Source organism: Leucobacter alluvii, assembly GCF_039530485.1.
Classification (GTDB): Bacteria; Actinomycetota; Actinomycetes; order Actinomycetales; family Microbacteriaceae; genus Leucobacter; species Leucobacter alluvii.
This window is the reverse complement of the sequence record NZ_BAAAOP010000005.1, coordinates 294,319-311,984: the sequence shown is the minus strand read 5'-3', so window position 1 is coordinate 311,984 and position 17,666 is coordinate 294,319. Positions and strand designations below refer to the sequence as shown.

The 17,666-nt window shown below is 65.3% G+C and carries 19 protein-coding genes; 6 read left to right on the top strand and 13 right to left on the bottom strand.

The window, feature by feature from the left end; all coding sequences use genetic code 11:
* Nucleotides 1-117 precede the first annotated feature (117 nt).
* Entirely contained in the window at nucleotides 118-3,267 is a 3,150-nt protein-coding gene (locus ABFX18_RS05960) for a hypothetical protein (protein WP_346057727.1), read from the top strand.
* Nucleotides 3,268-3,271: 4 nt separating this feature from the next.
* Here the strand turns inward: ABFX18_RS05960 and ABFX18_RS05955 are convergent, their stop codons facing one another.
* Nucleotides 3,272-4,000 carry an alpha/beta hydrolase gene (locus ABFX18_RS05955; protein WP_346057726.1) on the bottom strand — a complete coding sequence of 243 codons (729 nt, stop codon included), beginning with the start codon at nucleotides 3,998-4,000 and terminating at the stop codon, nucleotides 3,272-3,274.
* A 76-nt stretch (nucleotides 4,001-4,076) separates the two neighbouring features.
* Between ABFX18_RS05955 and ABFX18_RS05950 the strand changes: the two genes are divergently transcribed.
* Nucleotides 4,077-4,604 carry a ribonuclease H family protein gene (locus tag ABFX18_RS05950; protein WP_200329286.1) on the top strand — a complete coding sequence of 176 codons (528 nt, stop codon included), beginning with the start codon at nucleotides 4,077-4,079 and terminating at the stop codon, nucleotides 4,602-4,604.
* A 42-nt stretch (nucleotides 4,605-4,646) separates the two neighbouring features.
* On the opposite strand, the gene ABFX18_RS05945 is transcribed toward ABFX18_RS05950, so the two are convergent.
* The 8 genes from ABFX18_RS05945 to rpsB form a co-directional block, all read right to left on the bottom strand.
* A complete protein-coding gene (locus tag ABFX18_RS05945; RefSeq protein WP_090148264.1) occupies nucleotides 4,647-4,943 on the bottom strand; it encodes an ATP/GTP-binding protein in 297 nt (98 codons plus the stop codon).
* Nucleotides 4,944-4,952: 9 nt separating this feature from the next.
* Nucleotides 4,953-5,621, bottom strand: a complete 669-nt coding sequence (locus ABFX18_RS05940; protein WP_090148261.1) for an aggregation-promoting factor C-terminal-like domain-containing protein — start codon at nucleotides 5,619-5,621, stop codon at nucleotides 4,953-4,955.
* Between the two features lie 78 nt (nucleotides 5,622-5,699).
* Entirely contained in the window at nucleotides 5,700-6,251 is a 552-nt protein-coding gene (locus ABFX18_RS05935) for a DivIVA domain-containing protein (RefSeq protein WP_346057725.1), read from the bottom strand.
* A gap of 50 nt (nucleotides 6,252-6,301) precedes the next feature.
* Entirely contained in the window at nucleotides 6,302-7,219 is a 918-nt protein-coding gene (locus ABFX18_RS05930) for a phosphatidate cytidylyltransferase (protein ID WP_211648090.1), read from the bottom strand.
* Nucleotides 7,220-7,224: 5 nt separating this feature from the next.
* Nucleotides 7,225-7,779: a ribosome recycling factor gene (gene frr / locus ABFX18_RS05925; RefSeq protein WP_090148253.1), complete on the bottom strand. Its 555-nt coding sequence runs from the start codon at nucleotides 7,777-7,779 to the stop codon at nucleotides 7,225-7,227.
* A 63-nt stretch (nucleotides 7,780-7,842) separates the two neighbouring features.
* Entirely contained in the window at nucleotides 7,843-8,562 is a 720-nt protein-coding gene (gene pyrH, locus ABFX18_RS05920) for a UMP kinase (RefSeq protein ID WP_090148250.1), read from the bottom strand.
* A gap of 129 nt (nucleotides 8,563-8,691) precedes the next feature.
* On the bottom strand, nucleotides 8,692-9,522 hold the full coding sequence (gene tsf / locus ABFX18_RS05915) for a translation elongation factor Ts (RefSeq protein ID WP_090148248.1): 831 nt from the start codon (nucleotides 9,520-9,522) through the stop codon (nucleotides 8,692-8,694).
* Nucleotides 9,523-9,562: 40 nt separating this feature from the next.
* Entirely contained in the window at nucleotides 9,563-10,465 is a 903-nt protein-coding gene (gene rpsB / locus ABFX18_RS05910) for a 30S ribosomal protein S2 (protein ID WP_346057724.1), read from the bottom strand.
* 304 nt (nucleotides 10,466-10,769) lie between these two features.
* On the opposite strand from rpsB, the gene ABFX18_RS05905 reads away from it, so the two are divergent.
* Complete coding sequence (locus ABFX18_RS05905; protein ID WP_200329295.1) at nucleotides 10,770-11,279, top strand: murein hydrolase activator EnvC family protein; 510 nt, start codon at nucleotides 10,770-10,772, stop codon at nucleotides 11,277-11,279.
* An 18-nt stretch (nucleotides 11,280-11,297) separates the two neighbouring features.
* Here ABFX18_RS05905 and ABFX18_RS05900 read toward each other — a convergent pair whose 3' ends face one another.
* Nucleotides 11,298-12,236, bottom strand: a complete 939-nt coding sequence (locus ABFX18_RS05900) for a tyrosine recombinase XerC (RefSeq protein ID WP_211648087.1) — start codon at nucleotides 12,234-12,236, stop codon at nucleotides 11,298-11,300.
* 68 nt (nucleotides 12,237-12,304) lie between these two features.
* Nucleotides 12,305-14,077: a putative bifunctional diguanylate cyclase/phosphodiesterase gene (locus ABFX18_RS05895; RefSeq protein WP_346058010.1), complete on the bottom strand. Its 1,773-nt coding sequence runs from the start codon at nucleotides 14,075-14,077 to the stop codon at nucleotides 12,305-12,307.
* 201 nt (nucleotides 14,078-14,278) lie between these two features.
* Between ABFX18_RS05895 and ABFX18_RS05890 the strand changes: the two genes are divergently transcribed.
* A complete protein-coding gene (locus tag ABFX18_RS05890; protein WP_346057723.1) occupies nucleotides 14,279-14,611 on the top strand; it encodes a DUF7882 family protein in 333 nt (110 codons plus the stop codon).
* A gap of 67 nt (nucleotides 14,612-14,678) precedes the next feature.
* Here ABFX18_RS05890 and ABFX18_RS05885 read toward each other — a convergent pair whose 3' ends face one another.
* On the bottom strand, nucleotides 14,679-15,155 hold the full coding sequence (locus ABFX18_RS05885) for a DNA-processing protein DprA (protein ID WP_346057722.1): 477 nt from the start codon (nucleotides 15,153-15,155) through the stop codon (nucleotides 14,679-14,681).
* Between the two features lie 542 nt (nucleotides 15,156-15,697).
* On the opposite strand from ABFX18_RS05885, the gene ABFX18_RS05880 reads away from it, so the two are divergent.
* The gene (locus ABFX18_RS05880; RefSeq protein ID WP_346057721.1) at nucleotides 15,698-16,063 is read left to right on the top strand and encodes a hypothetical protein; all 366 of its coding nucleotides are present in this window, start codon (nucleotides 15,698-15,700) and stop codon (nucleotides 16,061-16,063) included.
* A gap of 366 nt (nucleotides 16,064-16,429) precedes the next feature.
* On the opposite strand, the gene ABFX18_RS14235 is transcribed toward ABFX18_RS05880, so the two are convergent.
* Nucleotides 16,430-16,702, bottom strand: coding sequence for a helix-turn-helix transcriptional regulator (locus tag ABFX18_RS14235; protein WP_428833633.1), 273 nt, complete (start codon nucleotides 16,700-16,702; stop codon nucleotides 16,430-16,432).
* 105 nt (nucleotides 16,703-16,807) lie between these two features.
* Between ABFX18_RS14235 and ABFX18_RS05875 the strand changes: the two genes are divergently transcribed.
* The gene (locus tag ABFX18_RS05875) at nucleotides 16,808-17,395 is read left to right on the top strand and encodes a DUF2510 domain-containing protein (RefSeq protein WP_346057720.1); all 588 of its coding nucleotides are present in this window, start codon (nucleotides 16,808-16,810) and stop codon (nucleotides 17,393-17,395) included.
* Nucleotides 17,396-17,666 lie beyond the last annotated feature (271 nt).

Here is a 17,666-nt window from a genome sequence, read left to right as displayed (position 1 = left end):
TTCGGAGGGGCTCTGCTCCCCTGCCGTCCGCCGTCGGTTACGCTATCGTTGGGGGGCAATTGTGTTCTCGTCGCGACCCGGTCGGGCACGCGACGACATTCAGATTCCGGAGGGCCCGTGTCCGAACCAGCCCAGCAGTTCTCCCCCGCGTTCCGCGGTTACAACCGTGATGAGGTCGACGAACGCGTCGGCGCGCTGACCGGTCACATCGCGACCCTGCAATCGCACCTCGAATCCCTGCAGCAGGCGCACCGGCAGGCATCGCATGCCGGGGACGAGCAGCGGCAGCTGATCGCCGATCTGCAGGAGCAGGTAGCCGAACTCGGCGCCTCCGGGTACTCCGGGCTCGGGCTTCGAGTGGAGAAGAGCCTGCAGGTTGCCGAGGATCACGCCCAGCGACTGATGGCGCAGGCGGACCTCGACGCTGAGAAGCTGCGTCGCTCCTCCGAGGAGGAGAGCCGCCGGGTGCTCACCCAGGCGCAGCGACGCGCCGACGAACTGCTGACGTCGGCTTCGGAGCAGGCGGAGATCATTCTGACGGGTGCGCGCAACGACGTTGCGACGCAGAGCGCCGCTGCGAATTCCGAGCGCGAGCGGCTCCTCGATGAAGCGCGCAGGGAAGCCGAGCTGACCCGGAGCAGCGCCGAGCGAGAGGCGCTCTCGGAGCGCGAGACCGCGCATCGAGAGGCCCAAGCCGCGATCGCCGCGGCCGAAGCGCAGGCCGAGCGGATCACGACGGAATCCCGTGCCGCGGCCAACGAGCTCCGCGCCCAGACCGAGATACAGGCCGAGGCGTTCGAGCGCCAGAAGGCGGAGAACGAGCGCGAGGCGGAACTCGAGCGTGCACGCCTCGTGCAGGAGGGCGAGCGGGCCCGCGCGGAGTTCGAAGCGAGACGACAGCGCGAAGAAGCTGAGCTGGAGGAGCGCTACACCGAGCAGCAGCGCACCCTCGAGGCGGACATCGAAGCTCAACGACGCGCGCTCACCACCGAGGTCGAAACGCTCCGCGGACGCATCGCGCAAGAGCGGGCCGAGCACGATGCAGCACTCGGCCAGGAGCGCGAGGTGCACGACCGTCGCCTGCGCGCCGAGTCTCAGACGCACGTCGACCGCATCGCTCAGGAGCGAGCGGAGCACGAGGCCGGCATCGTCCGAGAGCGCGAAGCGCTCGAGCAGGAGTTGACGAGCCGGGCCGCGCAGTCAGAACGAGAACGAGAGCGAGCCGACGCCTCGGCGGCCGAGGATCGCGCCGCGGCCGCTGCGAGTCTGGAGACGCGACTCGCAGCGCAGCGCGAGGATCACGACCGGCTCCTCGAGCGTGAAGCTGCAGCGCATCGAGCGGAGCTGTCGAACGAGCGCGATGCTCACGACGCAGCACTGGCGGCCGAAATCGCCGAGCATCGCGAACTGATCTCGCGCGAGCGAAACGAGCACGAGACCAGCATCAGCGCCGAGCGCTCGGAGCACGAGGCCGCCATTCGCGAGGAGCGCGCCGCGCACGATGCCGCCCTCAGCGACGAGCGAGCGGCGCACGAGGCCCGCATCGCCGACGAGCAGCAGCGGCAGGAAGTGCGACTCTCGGATGAACTCGCCGCTCACGTATCGCGGCTCGCGCAGGAGCGGGACGCCCACGAGGCCGCCATCGCCGAGGAGCGGACCGCTCACGACCGTGCCATCACGGAGGAGCGCTCCCAGCACGACGCGGATCTTCGATCCGAACGGGAGTCGCACGATGCGGCGATCGCTTCGGAGCGAGCTGCCCACGAGCGGCGCATCGCTGAGGAATGGGATGCGCATCGCGCGACGATCGCGCATGAGCGAGAGGACCACAACGCATCTCTCGCGGCCGAACTGAGTGAGCACGAGACGCGGATCCAGGCGGAGCGCGCCGAGCACGAGGCTGCGCTAGCCGCCGGTCGTGCCGAGCTCGCGCGCGAGCAGGAGGCTGCGCGGACAGCGCTCGAACGGGAACTCACCGCGAAGCAGGAAGAACACGATGCCCGCCTGACAGCCGAGGTCGCGGCGCACGAAGACCGACTCGGCGCCGAGCTGGCAGCCCATCAGGATCGCGTGATCTCCGAATGGGACGAGCATCGCCAGCGCATTGCCGCGGAGCTCACCGCTCACGAGCGCGAAATGCTGGAGACGCGAGAAATTATCGCACGTCAGCAGGAGCGGGATCAGCAGGAGCACGCAGCGAGGATCGCCGACGAGACGACCATTCACGAAGAGCGCCTGGCATCGCAGTCCCGAGAGCACGAGCAGCGACTTGCCGATGAGCGCGCCGCCGAGGCGGAGCGGCTCCGGATCCAGCGTGACGAGGCGGCCGAGGCGCTCGGCCTCGAGCGGGAGAGCCTCGAACTCCAGATCGAGCGCGAGCGAGCACGCCTCGCCGATGATGTGTCGCGGGAGCGCGAGGAGCACGATCGCACGATCGCGGCGGCGGTCGCGCAGCACGAGGCGGACCTCGCGCGCGAGCGCGAGGAGCAGGCAGCCGCTATCGAACGCGAGGTCGCCGCGAAACGCGCAGCGGTCATCGAAGAGACCGATCTGCTGCGCGCAGACACTGTGGCAGAACTGGCCGAGCATCGCGCCGAAGAAGAAGCGCGCCTGGCGCGTGCGCGCGAAGAGACCGAGGACGCGGTGCGCCAGATGACGGAACGCATCGAGCGGGAGAGCGCGACCTTCAGCACCGGCATCGCGCTGCAGCGAGAGGACTTCGAGCGCGATCTCGCGGAGCGTCAGCGTCTCGCATCTGAGACGTCGCAACGGGAACTCGAAGCCACGCGATCCGAACTCTCCGAGCTCAAGTCCCAGTTGGAAGCCGCGCGCGAGGAATACGAGCGCCTGAGCACGGAAGCCACTCAGGATGCACGAAACGTGCGTGCAGCAGCGGAGCGCCATGCCGCCGAGATCGTCATGGAGGCGGAGCAGCGCGCCCAGACGACGTTCGCCGCTGCTGAAGAGCGCGCGACCAAGGTGCTCGCGGCCGCTGAAGATCGGATGACGCAGTTGAAGGTCGAACGCGGTGCCGTAGCGCGCTATTTCGAGAGTCTCGGCGAGGTCATCACCAATGCGCAGAAGATGAGCACGGTCGCGGGCCGACTTGTGGCGCAGCCCATCGCTGAGGCGCTGCCAGCCGACGAGGCCGAGTCGACCGCAGCGGCTCGCTCCACCCCGGAAGACGCCCGTTCCGCCTCGGCAGACTCGTCGGAGCCGGGCGCCTCCGAACCGCAAGGGACCGACACGTCTTCGACGACGCAGTGACGCGTTAGCGCTGCAGCCGCTCCTCTTCGACGACGGTCGGAAGCGGAGCGGCCGCAGTGCCGACTGCTGAGACCACCTCGTCGAGCACCCGGCGCGTCTGCTTCTCCCCCACCCACAGGTGCCGACCGCCCTCGACCGGTATGAGCGTCATCCGCGGCACGCTCGCGAAGCGCTGCTCGGCCTCCGCCGGGCGCAGGTAGTCGTCGAACTCCGGGATCAGCGCGACGAGTTCTGGTGCGGCCTGCTGCCATGCCGCGACGTCATCCGCTGTCGCACGGTGGAGCGGCGGAGACAGTAGGATCGCCCCCGCTATCGGATGCGCAAGGCCGTACTTCAAGGCGAGCTCCGTTCCGAACGACCACCCGAGCAGCCAGGGATTCGGCAGCCCTCGTTCCGCGACGAAAGCCATCGCCGCCGCTACGTCGTGCTCCTCGGACACCCCGTCGCCGAATTCTCCCTCGCTGGTGCCGCGGGGGGATGAGGTGCCGCGCGTATTGAATCGCAGGACCGCGAGGTCGGCCAGCTCGGGAAGCCGATTCGCGGCCTTCCGAATGATGTGGGATTCCATGAACCCGCCGGCCGTCGGGAGCGGGTGCAGGGTGACGAGTGTGGCTCGAGGCTCGCGGTCCGCAGGAAGCGCGAGCTCTCCGTAGAGTGTGAGCCCGTCGGCAGTATGCAGCTCCACATCCTCGCGACGCGCTCGCAAGACGGTATTGCTCGTAATCTCCACCATGCCGTTCACCCTTCACTCCAAGCTGATGCCACCAGCCTATCCAGGTCGGCGCCTGCGCTCTGGCAGGATAGAAGCCATGGCACTTACGGCAGCGGCAGACGGCTCGGCACTCGGCAACCCAGGCCCCGCCGGTTGGGCCTGGTACGTCGATGACGAGCAGTGGCGGGCAGGCGGCTGGCCGCGCGCCACGAACAACCAGGGCGAACTGATGGCGGTGCTCGACCTCCTCACTGCGACATCGGACCGCGCAGAAGAGCCCCTGCGCATCCTGTGCGACAGCCAGTACGTGATCAATTCCGTGACGCAGTGGATGGCCGGATGGAAGCGACGGGGCTGGCGGAAGGCAGACGGAAAACCCGTTCTCAATCGCGAGTTGCTGGAACGCCTCGACGCTGCGATGTCAGGACGGGACGTTTCGTTCGAGTGGGTCAAGGGTCATGCCGGGCACCCGCTCAACGAGGCCGCGGATCTCCGCGCCCGTGCCGCCGCGACGGCGTTCCAGGCGGGCCGCCAGCCGGATCATGGCCCGGGCCTTGCCTCACGGACTCCCGCGTCGCCCGTGGTCGATGCGCCGCAGACCGTCGCACCCCCGACCTTGTTCTAGTTCACTGAGATCGGCGAGGGCCGATGCTCGGTGTGCTCGATCTCAAGTCAGTCGCCAGCAGTGCGCGTGATAATGGCGGCGATCCCGGACCGCGGCCTCGTCGCCGAAGAAATCGTCGGCCCGCCAGGCTACGACGTGGGATTGCCCCGGAGGGATCTCGATGCGGCATGACGGGCACACGTAAGCCTTCTCAGCGCGCTGGGACGGGATGTCGCGAACGAACCACTCGGTTCCGGCTCGGGATTCGGTCCTGGCACCTCCGTGAGCGAGACGCGTCACGTCAACCTGCGGGGCGAGCGCCGCGCGCTGGTACTTGTTCGGGCCCCGGCGCTTCGCCATGACTCCCAGTCACCACCAGTGGTTGGCGGTCCAGAACGCGTACGCCTGAGCCCATCCCCCGTAGCGATCAGCAGCGTAGCCCGAAGCCCACCGGAGATTGTCGACTGGATCGTATCCGTTGCCGGGAACCTTGCTGCATGGAAGGGCCTGAATCAGCCCGCATGCTCCGGAGCTCGCGTTCGTGGCATTCGGATTCCACGTGCTCTCACGTGAGGCGATGTAATCGACGTAGCCCCAGTCCGACTCCGGAATTCCTGCAGCCGCCATCCACTCCGCCGGTGAGCCGCCGCCCGTGTACTTCGGCGGAGCTCCGGGGGCATCCGAAGCTGGGGCGCCCCCTGCCTCAGCTTCGTCTTTCGCGGCTTCCTCCGCTTCCTTCGCGGCCTTCGCCGCGTCGGCAGCCCGCTTCGCCTCTTGCTTCTTCCGAACCTCCTCGGGATCCGGCAGCTCTACGACGCCGACCTCGGTGTAGACGAGATCCGCTTCAGCCGTGGTCGCCGGGATGAACTCCTGATGGATGCGCTCCTGGAACGCCAGCGTCTCCGCGTCAGCCGGCTCGCTCGGCATCGCGAACGGAGCGACGATCGCTGCACCCAGGAACCCGGATACCGCGAGCACCGCGACCGGAGCTCGAAGCTTCGACCAACGGGAGACGGGAGCAAACTTCACGATAGCCACAATGTAACGATTCTATCTCGGCAGCCTCGAATCGACAACCGGGAGGAGCGGATCGTCCCGAAACCTGTTGCCCGAGCGCTAGCGAGTGGCAAGGATCAACTCGACGACGGCGTCGAGCAGCGCGTCCACCTGTTCTTCGTCGTACCCGCGCCACTGCGAATGGAATACGACGTCGCGCGCCTCTGCGGGCTGCAGGGCGAGCTCACGGCGCTCGAACATCTCCGACACGCGATCGAGGAACGCATCGACCTGAGACCGGCGGTACCCCGTCGCGAACATCCCACGACGCCGAAACCGCTTGCCTCGCGGACGATTGATGCGTCCGCGCACTTCCGAGAGCAGTTGGCGGGTCTCATCCCACCAGGCGTCCTCGCCCGCCGCGCGTACCCGCGCACGCCGCTCCCGCTCATAGAACACCTCTTCCAGGCGATCCATCGCCGCATCAACGTATCGCGCCGAATACCCGCCGCGCTTCACCGCGAACGCGCGGCTCCGCACCGCGGCGGAGGTCATCGCCTCGCCTTCCGTCGCACCTTCGTACGCGGAGCGGGCATCGTTCAGGAAGCGGTCGACCTGCTCCGGCTGATAGCCGAGCTGCGAGCCCGTCGCGAGCGGGAATGAGGTGTGCACCCGACCATTCTGCACGGGAGCAGTGTCCGCCGGCTGAGAGCGCCGCGCCATCACACGACACCCAGCGCGAGCGCGACGCCGTAGACGCCCACCGCGGACGGCAGCAGAGAATCGAGGCGATCGAGAAAACCGCCGTGACCAGGAATCCAGGAACTCATGTCTTTCACACCCAAATTGCGTTTGATGAGGGACTCGGTGAGGTCGCCGCCCGTCGCGGTGAAGAGCACCACGACGCCGATGATGATGCCGACCCACCAGGGCTGTCCGAGGGCGAGCACCGATACCAGGACGCCCGCTCCTGCCGCGACGATCGCAGCTCCTGCGAAGCCCTCCCAGGTCTTGTTCGGACTGATCCGGGGGGTCATCTTGTGCTTGCCGAACGTCACGCCCGCTGCATAGGCGCCCACGTCGACCGAGACGACGACCAGAACGAGCGCGAACACCCACCACTCGCCGTGCTCCGCGAGCACCAGCAGCACGGTGAACGATGCCAGGAATGCGACGTACACGAGCGTGAACCAGCCGGAGAAGACGTCACGCACGAGTGTCCGCGCCGGCGCCTCCCAACGCGGCACGAGCCCTTCGACCAGCCTCCAGAGAATGAGCAGCAGCGATCCGGCGAAGAGGCCCATGAGCATGCCCTCGGCGCCCCAGAACGCCGCACCGGCGACCACGACGAGGCCTGCGAGAACGACGCCCACCCGCGGCACGCGCCGGCCGGCCACCCGGAAAGCCGAAGCGAGTTCCACGAGCGCGATCCCGACCAGGATCGCCACGAGCACGATGAAGATCTGCTTCACCAGCAGCAGGCTCGCGAGGAACACCCCGCCGAGAATGACTCCCGAGGCGATGGCGAATGCGAGATTGCGGCCGGCTCGAGCCTCGATGCGAGCATTCGTCGCTTCGAGCTGCGCGCGAGTCGATTCGAGCGCGCTTCGAATCTCGTCGCGTTTCTCCGAGCCGGCCATCCGGATCAGACCTCCAGCAGCTCGGCTTCTTTGCGCTTGGACGCCTCATCGATCTGCTCGATGAACTGCTTGGTGACCGCCTCGAGCTCCTTCTCAGCGCGAGCGATCTCGTCCTCGCCGACCTCGCCCTTGAGGGCGTCCAGATCGTCCTTGCCGGAGCGACGCACGTTGCGCACCGCCACGCGAGCATCCTCGGCCTTGCCCTTGACGATCTTGACGAACTCCTTGCGGCGCTCAGTCGTCAGCTCGGGAAGCGACAAGCGGATGACCGTGCCGTCGTTGGACGGGTTCGCACCGAGGTTCGGCATATCGCGAATCGCCTGCTCGATGCCCTTCATCGCGCCCTTGTCGTAGGGGGTCACGAGCAGACTCCGAGCATCCTGGTTCTGCACCGAAGCGAGCTGCGACAGGGGCGTGGGGGTTCCGTAATAGTCGACCTGCACGTTCTGCAGCAGCGACGGGTTCGCACGCCCCGTGCGAACCGTGGCGAAGCTCTCCTTCGCGGATTCGACCACACGGCTCATGCGGTCCTTGACGTCGGCGAAGACTTCTTCGATCACGGTGTACTCCTTAGTGAAAACGCTCGGATTTCCAGCTTAGCGGGCACCGCCCGCAAGGCGGTGTCAGGCGTGGACGAGTGTGCCGAGTTCTGCGCCTCGCAGCGCAGCTGTCACGTTTCCGGCCGGCTCCATGCCGAAGACGCGCATCGGCATGCCGTTGTCCATGCAGAGGCTGAAGGATGTGGAGTCGACGACCTTGAGGCCGCGCACGAGAGCATCGTTGTAGGTGATCTTCTCGATGAGGGTCGCATTCGGGTCCTGCCGCGGGTCGGCCGTGTAGACGCCGTCGACGCCGTTCTTAGCGACCAGCACCTCATCGGCCTGGATCTCGAGCGCGCGCTGCGCGGCAACGGTGTCGGTCGAGAAGTACGGAAGGCCGGCTCCCGCCCCGAAGATCACCACGCGCCCCTTCTCGAGATGTCGGATTGCGCGCAGCGGGATGTACGTCTCAGCGACCTGCGTCATCGTGATCGCCGACTGCACGCGCGTCTCGATCCCTGCTTGTTCGAGGAAGTCCTGCAGGGCGAGCGCGTTCATGACGGTTCCCAGCATGCCCATGTAATCGGCGCGCGCGCGATCCATGCCGCGCTGCGAGAGCTCGGCGCCGCGGAAGAAGTTCCCTCCTCCGACGACGACGGCGACCTCGGCCTCTTCCATCGCCGCGGCGATCTCGCGCGCGATCTGGCTCACCACGTCTGGGTTCACTCCCAGCGTTCCCCCTCCGAAGGCCTCCCCCGAGAGCTTCAGCAGTACGCGACGCTTACGATCGGCGGTCTTCGTCATGTGGGGTGTCTCCTTGTTTCGAACGGGGACGCTGGAAGCGTCGTCGGGCCCGGATCGCATCCGGAGCCCATATTAGTGCGGACACAGCACGGGACCCGAGCCGTCTGGCCCGGGTCCCGGTGTGTGTGGTTAGGCGCCGACCTTGCAGCGCGCGAAGCCGGTGACGGTGATGCCTGCGGCTTCAGCGACCTTCTTCACCTCGCGCTTGTCTGCGTCGAGCGCGTGAACCTGCTCGTTGAGTGCGACCTGCTTGAAGAACGCGGTCAGACGACCTTCCACGATCTTCGGCAGTGCGGCCTCGGGCTTGCCCTCGTTCTTGGAGATCTCCGTGACGAGTGCGCGCTCCTTCTCCACATCGGCCTCGGGCACATCCTCGCGGCTCAGGTAGAGCGGATCCGCGAATGAGATGTGACGCGCGATGCTGAGCGCAGCCTCGGCGTCGTCGCCCTCGTACCCAACGACCACGCCGATCTGCGGCGGCAGATCCTTCGAGGTCTGGTGCAGGTACACCGAGGTAGCTGGTGCTTCGACGCGCGACAGCTTGCGCACCTCGATGCGCTCGCCGATGATGGCGGCTTCCTCGGTGATGACGTCGGCGACGGTCTTGCCCTCGGCGGGGGCCGCGAGGGCCTCCTCGACGGTCGAGGCCTGCGCCGCGACGATCGCGTCGAGGACGCGCTCCGCCAGAGCGATGAACTTCTCGTTCTTCGCGACGAAGTCGGTCTCGCAGACGAGCTCGATCATCGTTGCGGCGCCCTCGGTCTGCCGAACGGCGACGAGGCCTTCGCTCGCCTCGCGGTCGCCGCGCTTGGCGACGCCCTTGAGGCCTTTGAGACGCAGGATCTCGATGGCCTTCTCGACGTCTCCGTCAGCCTCGATGAGTGCGTTCTTGCTGTCGAGCATGCCGGCGCCGAGGCGATCGCGCAGCTCCTTCACAGCGGCCATGCTTACTGCAGCCATGTGTGACTCCTTCAGTGGTCGTTCGGTGAACGGTCAGAGATTATTCTGCGGCCGGGGTCTCGGCAGCGGCCTCGGCCGGTGCCTCTTCCGCTGCGGGTGCCTCTGCAGCAGCAGGTGCCTCCTCGGCAGCAGGTGCCTCCTCCTCAGCAGCGGCAGCGGCCGGCGCCTCTGCGGCGGGAGCGTCGGTGCCGAGCAGCTCGACCTCCCACTCGGCGAGCGGCTCAGCGGCCTGCTCGGAACCCTCCGACGGCTTCTGGTGGCGCTCCATGAGGCCCTCAGCAGCGGCATCGGCGATGACGCGGGTGAGCAGCGCGACCGAGCGGATCGCGTCGTCGTTGCCCGGAATCGGGTAGGTGACCTCGTCGGGATCGCAGTTGGTGTCGAGGATCGCGATCACGGGGATCCCGAGCTTCTTCGCCTCGTCGATCGCGAGGTGCTCCTTCTTGGTGTCGACCACCCAGAGAGCCGAGGGGGTCTTGCCCATGTGACGGATTCCGCCGAGCGACTTCTGCAGCTTCTCGAGTTCGCGCTTCTTGAGGAGGAGCTCCTTCTTCGTGAAGCCGCTCGTCGTGCCCTCGAAGTCGAGCTGCTCGAGCTCCTTCATGCGCTCCAGTCGACCGGTGACCGTCTGGAAGTTGGTGAGGAGTCCGCCCAGCCAACGCTGGTTCACGTAGGGCTGGTTGACACGGGTCGCCTGCTCGGCGATGGCCTCCTGCGCCTGCTTCTTGGTGCCGACGAAGAGGATGTTGCCGCCACGGGCAACGGTCTGCTTCACGAACTCGTACGCAGCATCGATGTATCCGAGCGACTGCTGCAGATCGATGATGTAGATGCCCGAGCGCTCGGTGAAGATGAAGCGCTTCATCTTCGGGTTCCAACGGCGGGTCTGGTGTCCGAAGTGAACGCCGCTGTCGAGCAGCTGGCGCATGGTAACGACGGCCATTGCCGTCCTCCTGTTCTGCGCACCCTCGCGGGCGCGCCTATTACGGTTGACATCGGTCGCGATTGCGACCAGATCCTGGTGCCCTCGGGATCAGCCGCCGCGCTCGATACGAGCACGGACCGTTGGCGTCACTCCGATGCGTGGGCACGCGAAGTCACCTCTTGCAAGGTGCTGGTCCAGTGTACACCAGCGCAGTCACCGTTTGATTCGCTCACACCACTCAATTCTCGGACGACCCGCGCGACTTCCTCACAGCCGCGCTGGTACCGACCATCCGAAGCACGTGTTGGTCCACGATGTCTGCATGAACGCACGAATCGCACTGATGCCGCGGGGGCGCTGGCTCATGGTCGGTGCATCTCTCTGGCTCGCTCTGACCCACTCCACGGCAATGACGGGTGCTTCTGGCGAAGCGCGCTGGCTGCCACCACTGGAACTGCCCGGCTTCGTGATCCTCGAGACCTTCCGCGCGCCGCCGCACGAGTACGGGCCCGGCCACCGGGGCATCGACATCGCTGCACCGACGGGCGCGGTGGTGCGGGCGCCCGCGGGCGGGACGGTCAGCTTCGCTGGCTCCGTCGTGGACCGACCCGTGATCTCTGTGCGCGTCGACGACCAGACGGTGTACTCGATGGAACCCGTGTCCAGCGATGTGCGGCAGGGAGACACCGTGGGCATCGGCTCCCCCATCGGCACCGTCGGCGAGGGCGGGCATTGCGGAGCGCGGTGCGTGCATCTCGGAGTGCGCATCGACGGATCGTATGTGCATCCGATGCGGTACTTCGTCAGCCGACCCGTACTGCTGCCGTGGTGAGCGCTGGCGGTGCGGTTCTCACGCGCGGGGGTGCGCCTGCCGATAGCTCTGCGCCAGCCTCTCCGTCGAAACGTGCGTGTACACCTGCGTGCTCGCCAGACTCGAATGCCCCAGCATCTCCTGCACCACCCGCAAGTCAGCCCCACCGTTCAGCAGATGGGTCGCCGCCGTGTGGCGGAAGGTGTGCGGCCCCCTCGGGCCTCCTCCCGTCTCCTCCCCGAGCTCCCGTGCCACCATGCGGTACACCGCGTTCGGAGTCAATCGCCCCCCTCGGCTCCCCACGAACAGGGCTCCGTGATCGCTCGGGGGCGGAGCAGCGCGCTGCGACTGCGCGGCGCGGGCGAGCAGCGCGGGGCGAGCGAGCGTCGCGTACGAATCCACAGCGCGTGCGGCGGGGCCGCCGTACGGCACGACTCGCTCCTTCCCTCCTTTTCCCAGCACCCGGACGGTGCGGGCTTCCGCGTCGACGCCGCTCAGCGGCAGCGTGCACAGCTCGGAAACGCGCAGCGCGGCGGCGTACAGCAGCTCGAACACGGCATGGTCGCGGAGCGATTCGGGATGCTCGACGGTCGCACGTGCCTCGACGCGCGCGAGCAGTCGGCGCATCTGCTCATCGGCGAGGACTCGAGGAAGATCCCGCCCTGCTTTCGGCGCGCGCAGTCGGGATGCGGGGTTCCCAGGCACGAGTCGGGAACGCTCGAGCCAGACTCCGAACGACTTCAGTGTGGCGACGTTACGGGCGATGGTCGTCGCCGCGAGCCCTTGCTGCTGCCGCTGCCACAGCCACTCGCGCATGAGCTCGATGTCGCAGGAGGCGAGATCGTCGCGATCGGAAGCCGCAGCGAATGAGACGAACCAGGCGAGGTCCCGCTGGTAGGCGCGCACGGTGTGCTCCGAGTAGCCGTACTCCAGTTGCACCGCCGCGAGGAACCGCTCGACGGCTGTAGACAATCGCATGGTCTCATTCTCGTCGTTCGCGTACTCCGGGCCCCCCGCATCGGCGGAGTGTCCCCTCGCCTGCGGCGTCATGGGCGCGGGAGCAGGATCTGTCCCGTTTCGAGTCCCGTGTCACGACCGGCTCCCTGAGCACCGGGCGCATCCGCGTCTTCGCTCTGCGAGGGGTCCGACGGCCCGGCACCTGGTCGGCCGGTGAGGAATCCCTGAATCTCGTCGAAGCCTTCGAGCTTGAGGATCTCGCGCTGCTGTTCGGTTTCCACGCCTTCCACCAGCACTGTGGCCGTCAGGGCGTGGCCGAGGGCAAGAATCGCCCGAAGCACATCGCGGGTGCGAGACGGCTGCAGACTCTCGTACAGCACGGAGCGGTCGATCTTCACCCGGTCGAAACCGAACGAGAGCAGCGTGTCCAACGATGAGAAACCGGTCCCGAAGTCGTCGAGCGCGATGAGCACGCCGAGCCTCTGCAATTCCTCGAAGGTCGAGACGACCTCTTTCCGGTGCGAGATCAGCGTTGATTCGGTGATCTCCAGTTCGAGCCTGCCGGGTTCGAGCCCGCTCTCCTCGAGGGCGCGCGTCACCGACCCCAGAAACTCGTCGTCCGTGAGTTGCGCCGCTGAAACGTTGACCGCCACGCGGGAGCTGTTGCCCCAGCCCGCTGCATCTCGGCACGCGCGTCGCAGCACCCACTCTCCCAGCTGCACGATGGTGCCGTTGGCCTCGGCGATGGAGATGAACCCCCCCGGATGCAGCAGGCCGAGAATGGGGTGCCTCCACCGGACGAGGGCCTCCCATCCCACGACGGCTGCATCCTTCAGCGACGACTGCGGCTGATAGAGCACGGTGAACTCATCGCGTGCGATGGCGCCCACAATCTGCCGTCCGAGGAATCGACGTGAGGCTGAATGCTCGAGCAGGCCCTCGCGGTAGCGCATCGCGTCGTCGGCTCCGCGCTCCTTCGCGTCGTACATGGCGGCGTCAGCGCGCACGAGCAGCTCGGAGATGTCGCTCGCATCGGCCGGGAACCGAGCGATCCCGATACTGGCCGGCACTGTTCTCGTCTTCTCGTGGAAGCGCACCGGTGCGCGCATGGCATCGGTGACGCCGTCGACGAAGTCTTCGACCGATTGCGGGTCGGGCGTCAACGCGGCTGCGGCGAATTCGTCCCCGCCCAGTCTGGCGGTCACGATGCCGAGTTCTTCCCTGCGATGCAGGTTCTCGGCGGTGGCGCGCAGCAGCTCGTCGCCCGCCGCATGCCCGAGCGTGTCGTTGATTCGTTTGAAATCGTTGAGGTCGATGATCGCGACCGCGAACGGAGCCGCATCGGCGGACCACTGGGCGAGTTCCGAGAGGAACGCAGATCGATTCCACATCCCGGTGAGCGGGTCCGTGGAGGCTGCGCGGCGCAGCGCATTCGAAGCCTCGCGGGCAACGGTGACGTCTCGCGTGATCTTCGCGAAACCGATCACGACGTCGCGATCGTTCCGCACTGCATTCACCGTGACGTGGGCCCAGAACTGCGACCCGTCCTTGCGCACCCGCCAGCCCTCCGTCTCCATCCGGCCGTCACGGTTCGCAGATGCGAGGATGCGGGCGGGTAAGCCATCGGCCCGGTCTTCCCCGGTGAAGAACGTCTCGAAGGATTTTCCAACGATCTCGTCTCTCCGGTACCCCTTGATGCGCTCTGCGCCGGAATTCCAGGTCGTCACGAGCCCGCCAGGCGAGAGGAGATAGATCGAGTAGTCCTGCACCGCGTCCACGAGGTAGCGGAACATTTCGGCTTCGCCATCCATTGCGGCCTCTCCATCGATCATGCGGTCGCTCTCGCGACCGTTCAACTTCATTTCGACCACGCGCGACGGCGACCGATGAATCTCCAGCGATTGTATGGCCTCTCCATATGCGGATCCTCGCCGATGATGTTTCGCGGTCAGAACCGGGTTGCGGCGCCAGTTCCCGACGGGTTGTACGCGCCCAACCTCACTCATTCTCAATCGCTCAAATAGTTACTTTCTCAGTTGCTTAAATTATGTCATACTTCTTGTATGGGATACATACTGCACGGTGGCCGGGAATACGAGTTCGAAGACCGCACGCTCGCCCACCTGAAAACGGTGATCGGGATGAAGCTCGCGAAACGGGAGGGATTCTTCCTCAGCTGGGCGGTTGATGCGAGCCGGGGAAGCGGGCGACACGAGGTGTGGATCTCGGAGCACTCCCCGATCGCCTTCCGCTTCAGCGGGGGCAAGACGCCCCAGCTGAATCCCGCTTGGATCAAGGCACTCATGGCGATGTCGTACACCCCGCGCGGCCTCGTCGCCCTTCAGGAGAACGATGCCACCAAGTGGGCGCAGCGCAACCCGCTCCTCGCCGCATGAGCCCGCTGCGAACGCACGGCGCGGGCTCCACTACCGTCGCGGGTGGCCAGGTGAGATCCCCTCGACGTCATTCACGACGCAGCAGGCGCCAGCGCTGCCCGCCTGGAGCATCCTCAGCGCGAGCAACGCATTCGAGCATCTCGAGCTCGGCGATGACTCCGCGGACTTCCTCGACGGTCAGCCCGGCGGCGAGCGCCACGTCTTCCGCGCTCCGGCTTCCGCGTAGCGGCAGCGCGTCGAGCACTCGGCGATGCGCTGCCGATTGACGACCGGCGAGGGCGCTGAGAAGTTCACTCGCCGCGTCACCGAGACCGAGGAACTCTCGGAGCTCACGCGCGTTCGACACGAGTGTCGCGCCGTATTCGCGAATGAGCCGGTGACAGCCGGCTGACGTCGCACTGGTGACCGGCCCGGGCACCGCCCCGAGGCTCCGACCGAGTTCGGCCGCGTGCCCGGCCGTGTTGATCGACCCTGAGCGCGTGCCCGCCTCCGTCACGAGCGTGGCCCCGGCGAGTGCGGCGATCGATCGGTTGCGCTGCAGCAAATGTTAATGTAAGTGTGAATTCTTCATGCGCCCTTCAGCGAGGCGGAGGAGCTGGACGCGGGAGATCACATAAGAATGAGAGCAGGGTCAACGCAGCATGCAACCGCTCATTTCCAGCGCTCCGGAGCCACCGTGTTAGGGAAGAAATACGCACCGTTGAATAAAATGGGAACATAATGGTTCACCCATCTGTGCAGATCTGAATTTCGTAATTAGTTGATTCAGACGCTGCGACGTTAGTTCGTAAGATGAGGTCCACGGCCTAAACGTCGAACACGCGGAGTGGATTTGTCATCAGGAAGCTATGTTCCCTTGCAGTACGCGTCTGCTCGCGACGAGCCGATCCTGCACACTCACGTGCTTCAAATCCTGCCGGTGTCACGCCTGTTTCCCCCACGGGAAACGCCACATCCGCGAACCAAATCAGGTCGGATATCAAACGCATCTGCGACGAACGAGGCATCACTATAAAGTTCATCCAGCCGCAGATGGGAGCTACCGGCGTCAGCCAGTTTGGTAGGGTCGCGTCAACGATCGGCAAGGTGGCATACAAGGCTTTCAAGAGGGTACGGCGCCAGAGAGAACTTAGGCATGCCCTGTCGGCTGGCTGGGGCTTCCAGTACTACGCCACACTCAGGCTTCGCGACGAGTACTCACGGACTGGCCTAGAGCTTCACGCGGCGCACATGATGGAATTGGCAACTGCAATTGAGCGCACTCTAAGTTCTCGCTTCGGCAGCAACTTTGCGACGTCCTCAAGCTACGAGATTCAGAATGGCGCGGACTTCAGTAACCGACTCTCTTTCAGCATCGAACAAGAAGCGCTTATCGGTTGCAGCCATCAACATCTTCAGAAGATCGCGGCACGCCTGCCACGCGATATTCACGTTCGCATCTTTCGTGCCTGAATCACCAATCGAGTACGAGTCTCGACGAAATTCCGTAAGCAAGACTCGCGGCTCGATTCGTTACAGCTGGAAACCATGACACTCGCCTCACGAGCAAAGATTCGTCAGAACTAAGTTATTCTGGAGCCCAACGGCGGCTTTCAAGCAAACGGCCGAACGACGGTATGCACTATGTGCCGTTCGCACACAAGAGCAACTTGCACTCCTCAATCCCCGACGTCAGACGGTTCCGACCCACAGCTGCAATCGCATTTTGGGCACGTCCGGTGTTCGAGACTTTCCATACGATCCATCTGCCACAAGAAGCTTCCGGCCCCAGCTAGCTCAGCTAGTTCGCCGGATGGTACCAACTTGCGAGACAGGAATTCAGTCTGCTTCTGGCAGGTACAGCGGCGCAACCAGGTCACCAAGAGATACTTCGAACGCTTGCGCGATCCGAAACCAGGTCCGGAGCGTTCCTTCTGTTGACGGCTTCTCGGAACGTCGAGGCTTCCCAGACTCCAGCGCTACGAGCGTGGCGCGACCAACACCAGATCTTGCTGCCAGTTCATCGTAGGACCACCCTCGGTCGTGACGCAGCTGAGAAAGATGCGCTCGCAGAGCGTCGAAGTTGGGCTCATTAACGGGTCCGAATGACACATATTTAACTCCATCGGCTTGTAGCCACGCTACTGTTATGGATAGCCATCAGAGCATGGATAGCCATCAGATCATGGATAGCCATTACATCCCAGGGAGCGTCCCGTGAACGTACAGTCGAACAGTTCGTCAACTCCACCACCGGGTTGGTACACCAACGCAAACGGTCAAGCGCAGTGGTGGGACGGCACTCGTTGGGGAGTCCTTGCATCTGCCCCGGAGGTAGCGTCATCGACGCATGCGTCAGAGCCTCGCGTCTCGACCGGCTCCCAGGCGACTGCCGATTCGACCTCCGTATTCACGCAGCTGGCACCAGCAGACTGGTATCCGGCAGGGGAGAATATTCTCCGATATTGGGATGGCACGAGCTGGACTGAGCATACAGCCCCGATCGCCTCTAACGACCATATGATGGGCACCTCGCAACCACAGCGCCCATTTCGACTCCGATGGAAAAACCTCCTCAGCCTCCGATGGTGGTGGTTCACCTTCGGCGGCTCAGTCTTTCTCACCGTACTGATCGGCCTGCTCAGTCCCGCAATCGCGGCAGCACTGTTTCCGTTCCTCTTTATACTCGTTGGCTTCGTATGGTTGACCATTCCCATGACCTGCGAGCACTGCGGCAAAATGCTCAAGTCATCGAAAGCAGGCAACGTGTCGATCTGTCACCACTGCCACCTACCCGTCAAGTAAGCCGAGGATCAGCAAGAACGATTTCAATACCGAGGTTCGGCAGAGCTTGGATCCTTTGCCTAAATCCATAAACGCGCTCGAGCGTCCGGCTGGGCTGCATAGCGGGGCCTTTGATTGTTGATCCGATCACTCCCCTATCCCGACCCGGCCGACTCTGAGCGATGGTGACATACCCGGAACGGAATGACTTAGCGCTCCTCCTCGTGAATCAGTAGGATCAAGGAGAGTCCGTGTTGCGCACGCGCAATTACGGGCTTTTTCGTCTTGCCAG

Excerpts from the sequence above, each read along its gene's own strand:
- ABFX18_RS05955 (WP_346057726.1), bottom strand. The coding sequence starts at position 4,000 with ATGGTGGAGATTACGAGCAATACCGTCTTGCGAGCGCGTCGCGAGGAT.
- ABFX18_RS05950 (WP_200329286.1), top strand. The coding sequence starts at position 4,077 with ATGGCACTTACGGCAGCGGCAGACGGCTCGGCACTCGGCAACCCAGGC.
- ABFX18_RS05945 (WP_090148264.1), bottom strand. The coding sequence starts at position 4,943 with ATGGCGAAGCGCCGGGGCCCGAACAAGTACCAGCGCGCGGCGCTCGCC.
- ABFX18_RS05930 (WP_211648090.1), bottom strand. The coding sequence starts at position 7,219 with ATGGCCGGCTCGGAGAAACGCGACGAGATTCGAAGCGCGCTCGAATCG.
- pyrH (WP_090148250.1), bottom strand. The coding sequence starts at position 8,562 with ATGACGAAGACCGCCGATCGTAAGCGTCGCGTACTGCTGAAGCTCTCG.
- tsf (WP_090148248.1), bottom strand. The coding sequence starts at position 9,522 with ATGGCTGCAGTAAGCATGGCCGCTGTGAAGGAGCTGCGCGATCGCCTC.
- rpsB (WP_346057724.1), bottom strand. The coding sequence starts at position 10,465 with ATGGCCGTCGTTACCATGCGCCAGCTGCTCGACAGCGGCGTTCACTTC.
- ABFX18_RS05905 (WP_200329295.1), top strand. The coding sequence starts at position 10,770 with ATGAACGCACGAATCGCACTGATGCCGCGGGGGCGCTGGCTCATGGTC.
- ABFX18_RS05900 (WP_211648087.1), bottom strand. The coding sequence starts at position 12,236 with ATGCGATTGTCTACAGCCGTCGAGCGGTTCCTCGCGGCGGTGCAACTG.
- ABFX18_RS05895 (WP_346058010.1), bottom strand. The coding sequence starts at position 14,077 with ATGAAGTTGAACGGTCGCGAGAGCGACCGCATGATCGATGGAGAGGCC.
- ABFX18_RS05890 (WP_346057723.1), top strand. The coding sequence starts at position 14,279 with ATGGGATACATACTGCACGGTGGCCGGGAATACGAGTTCGAAGACCGC.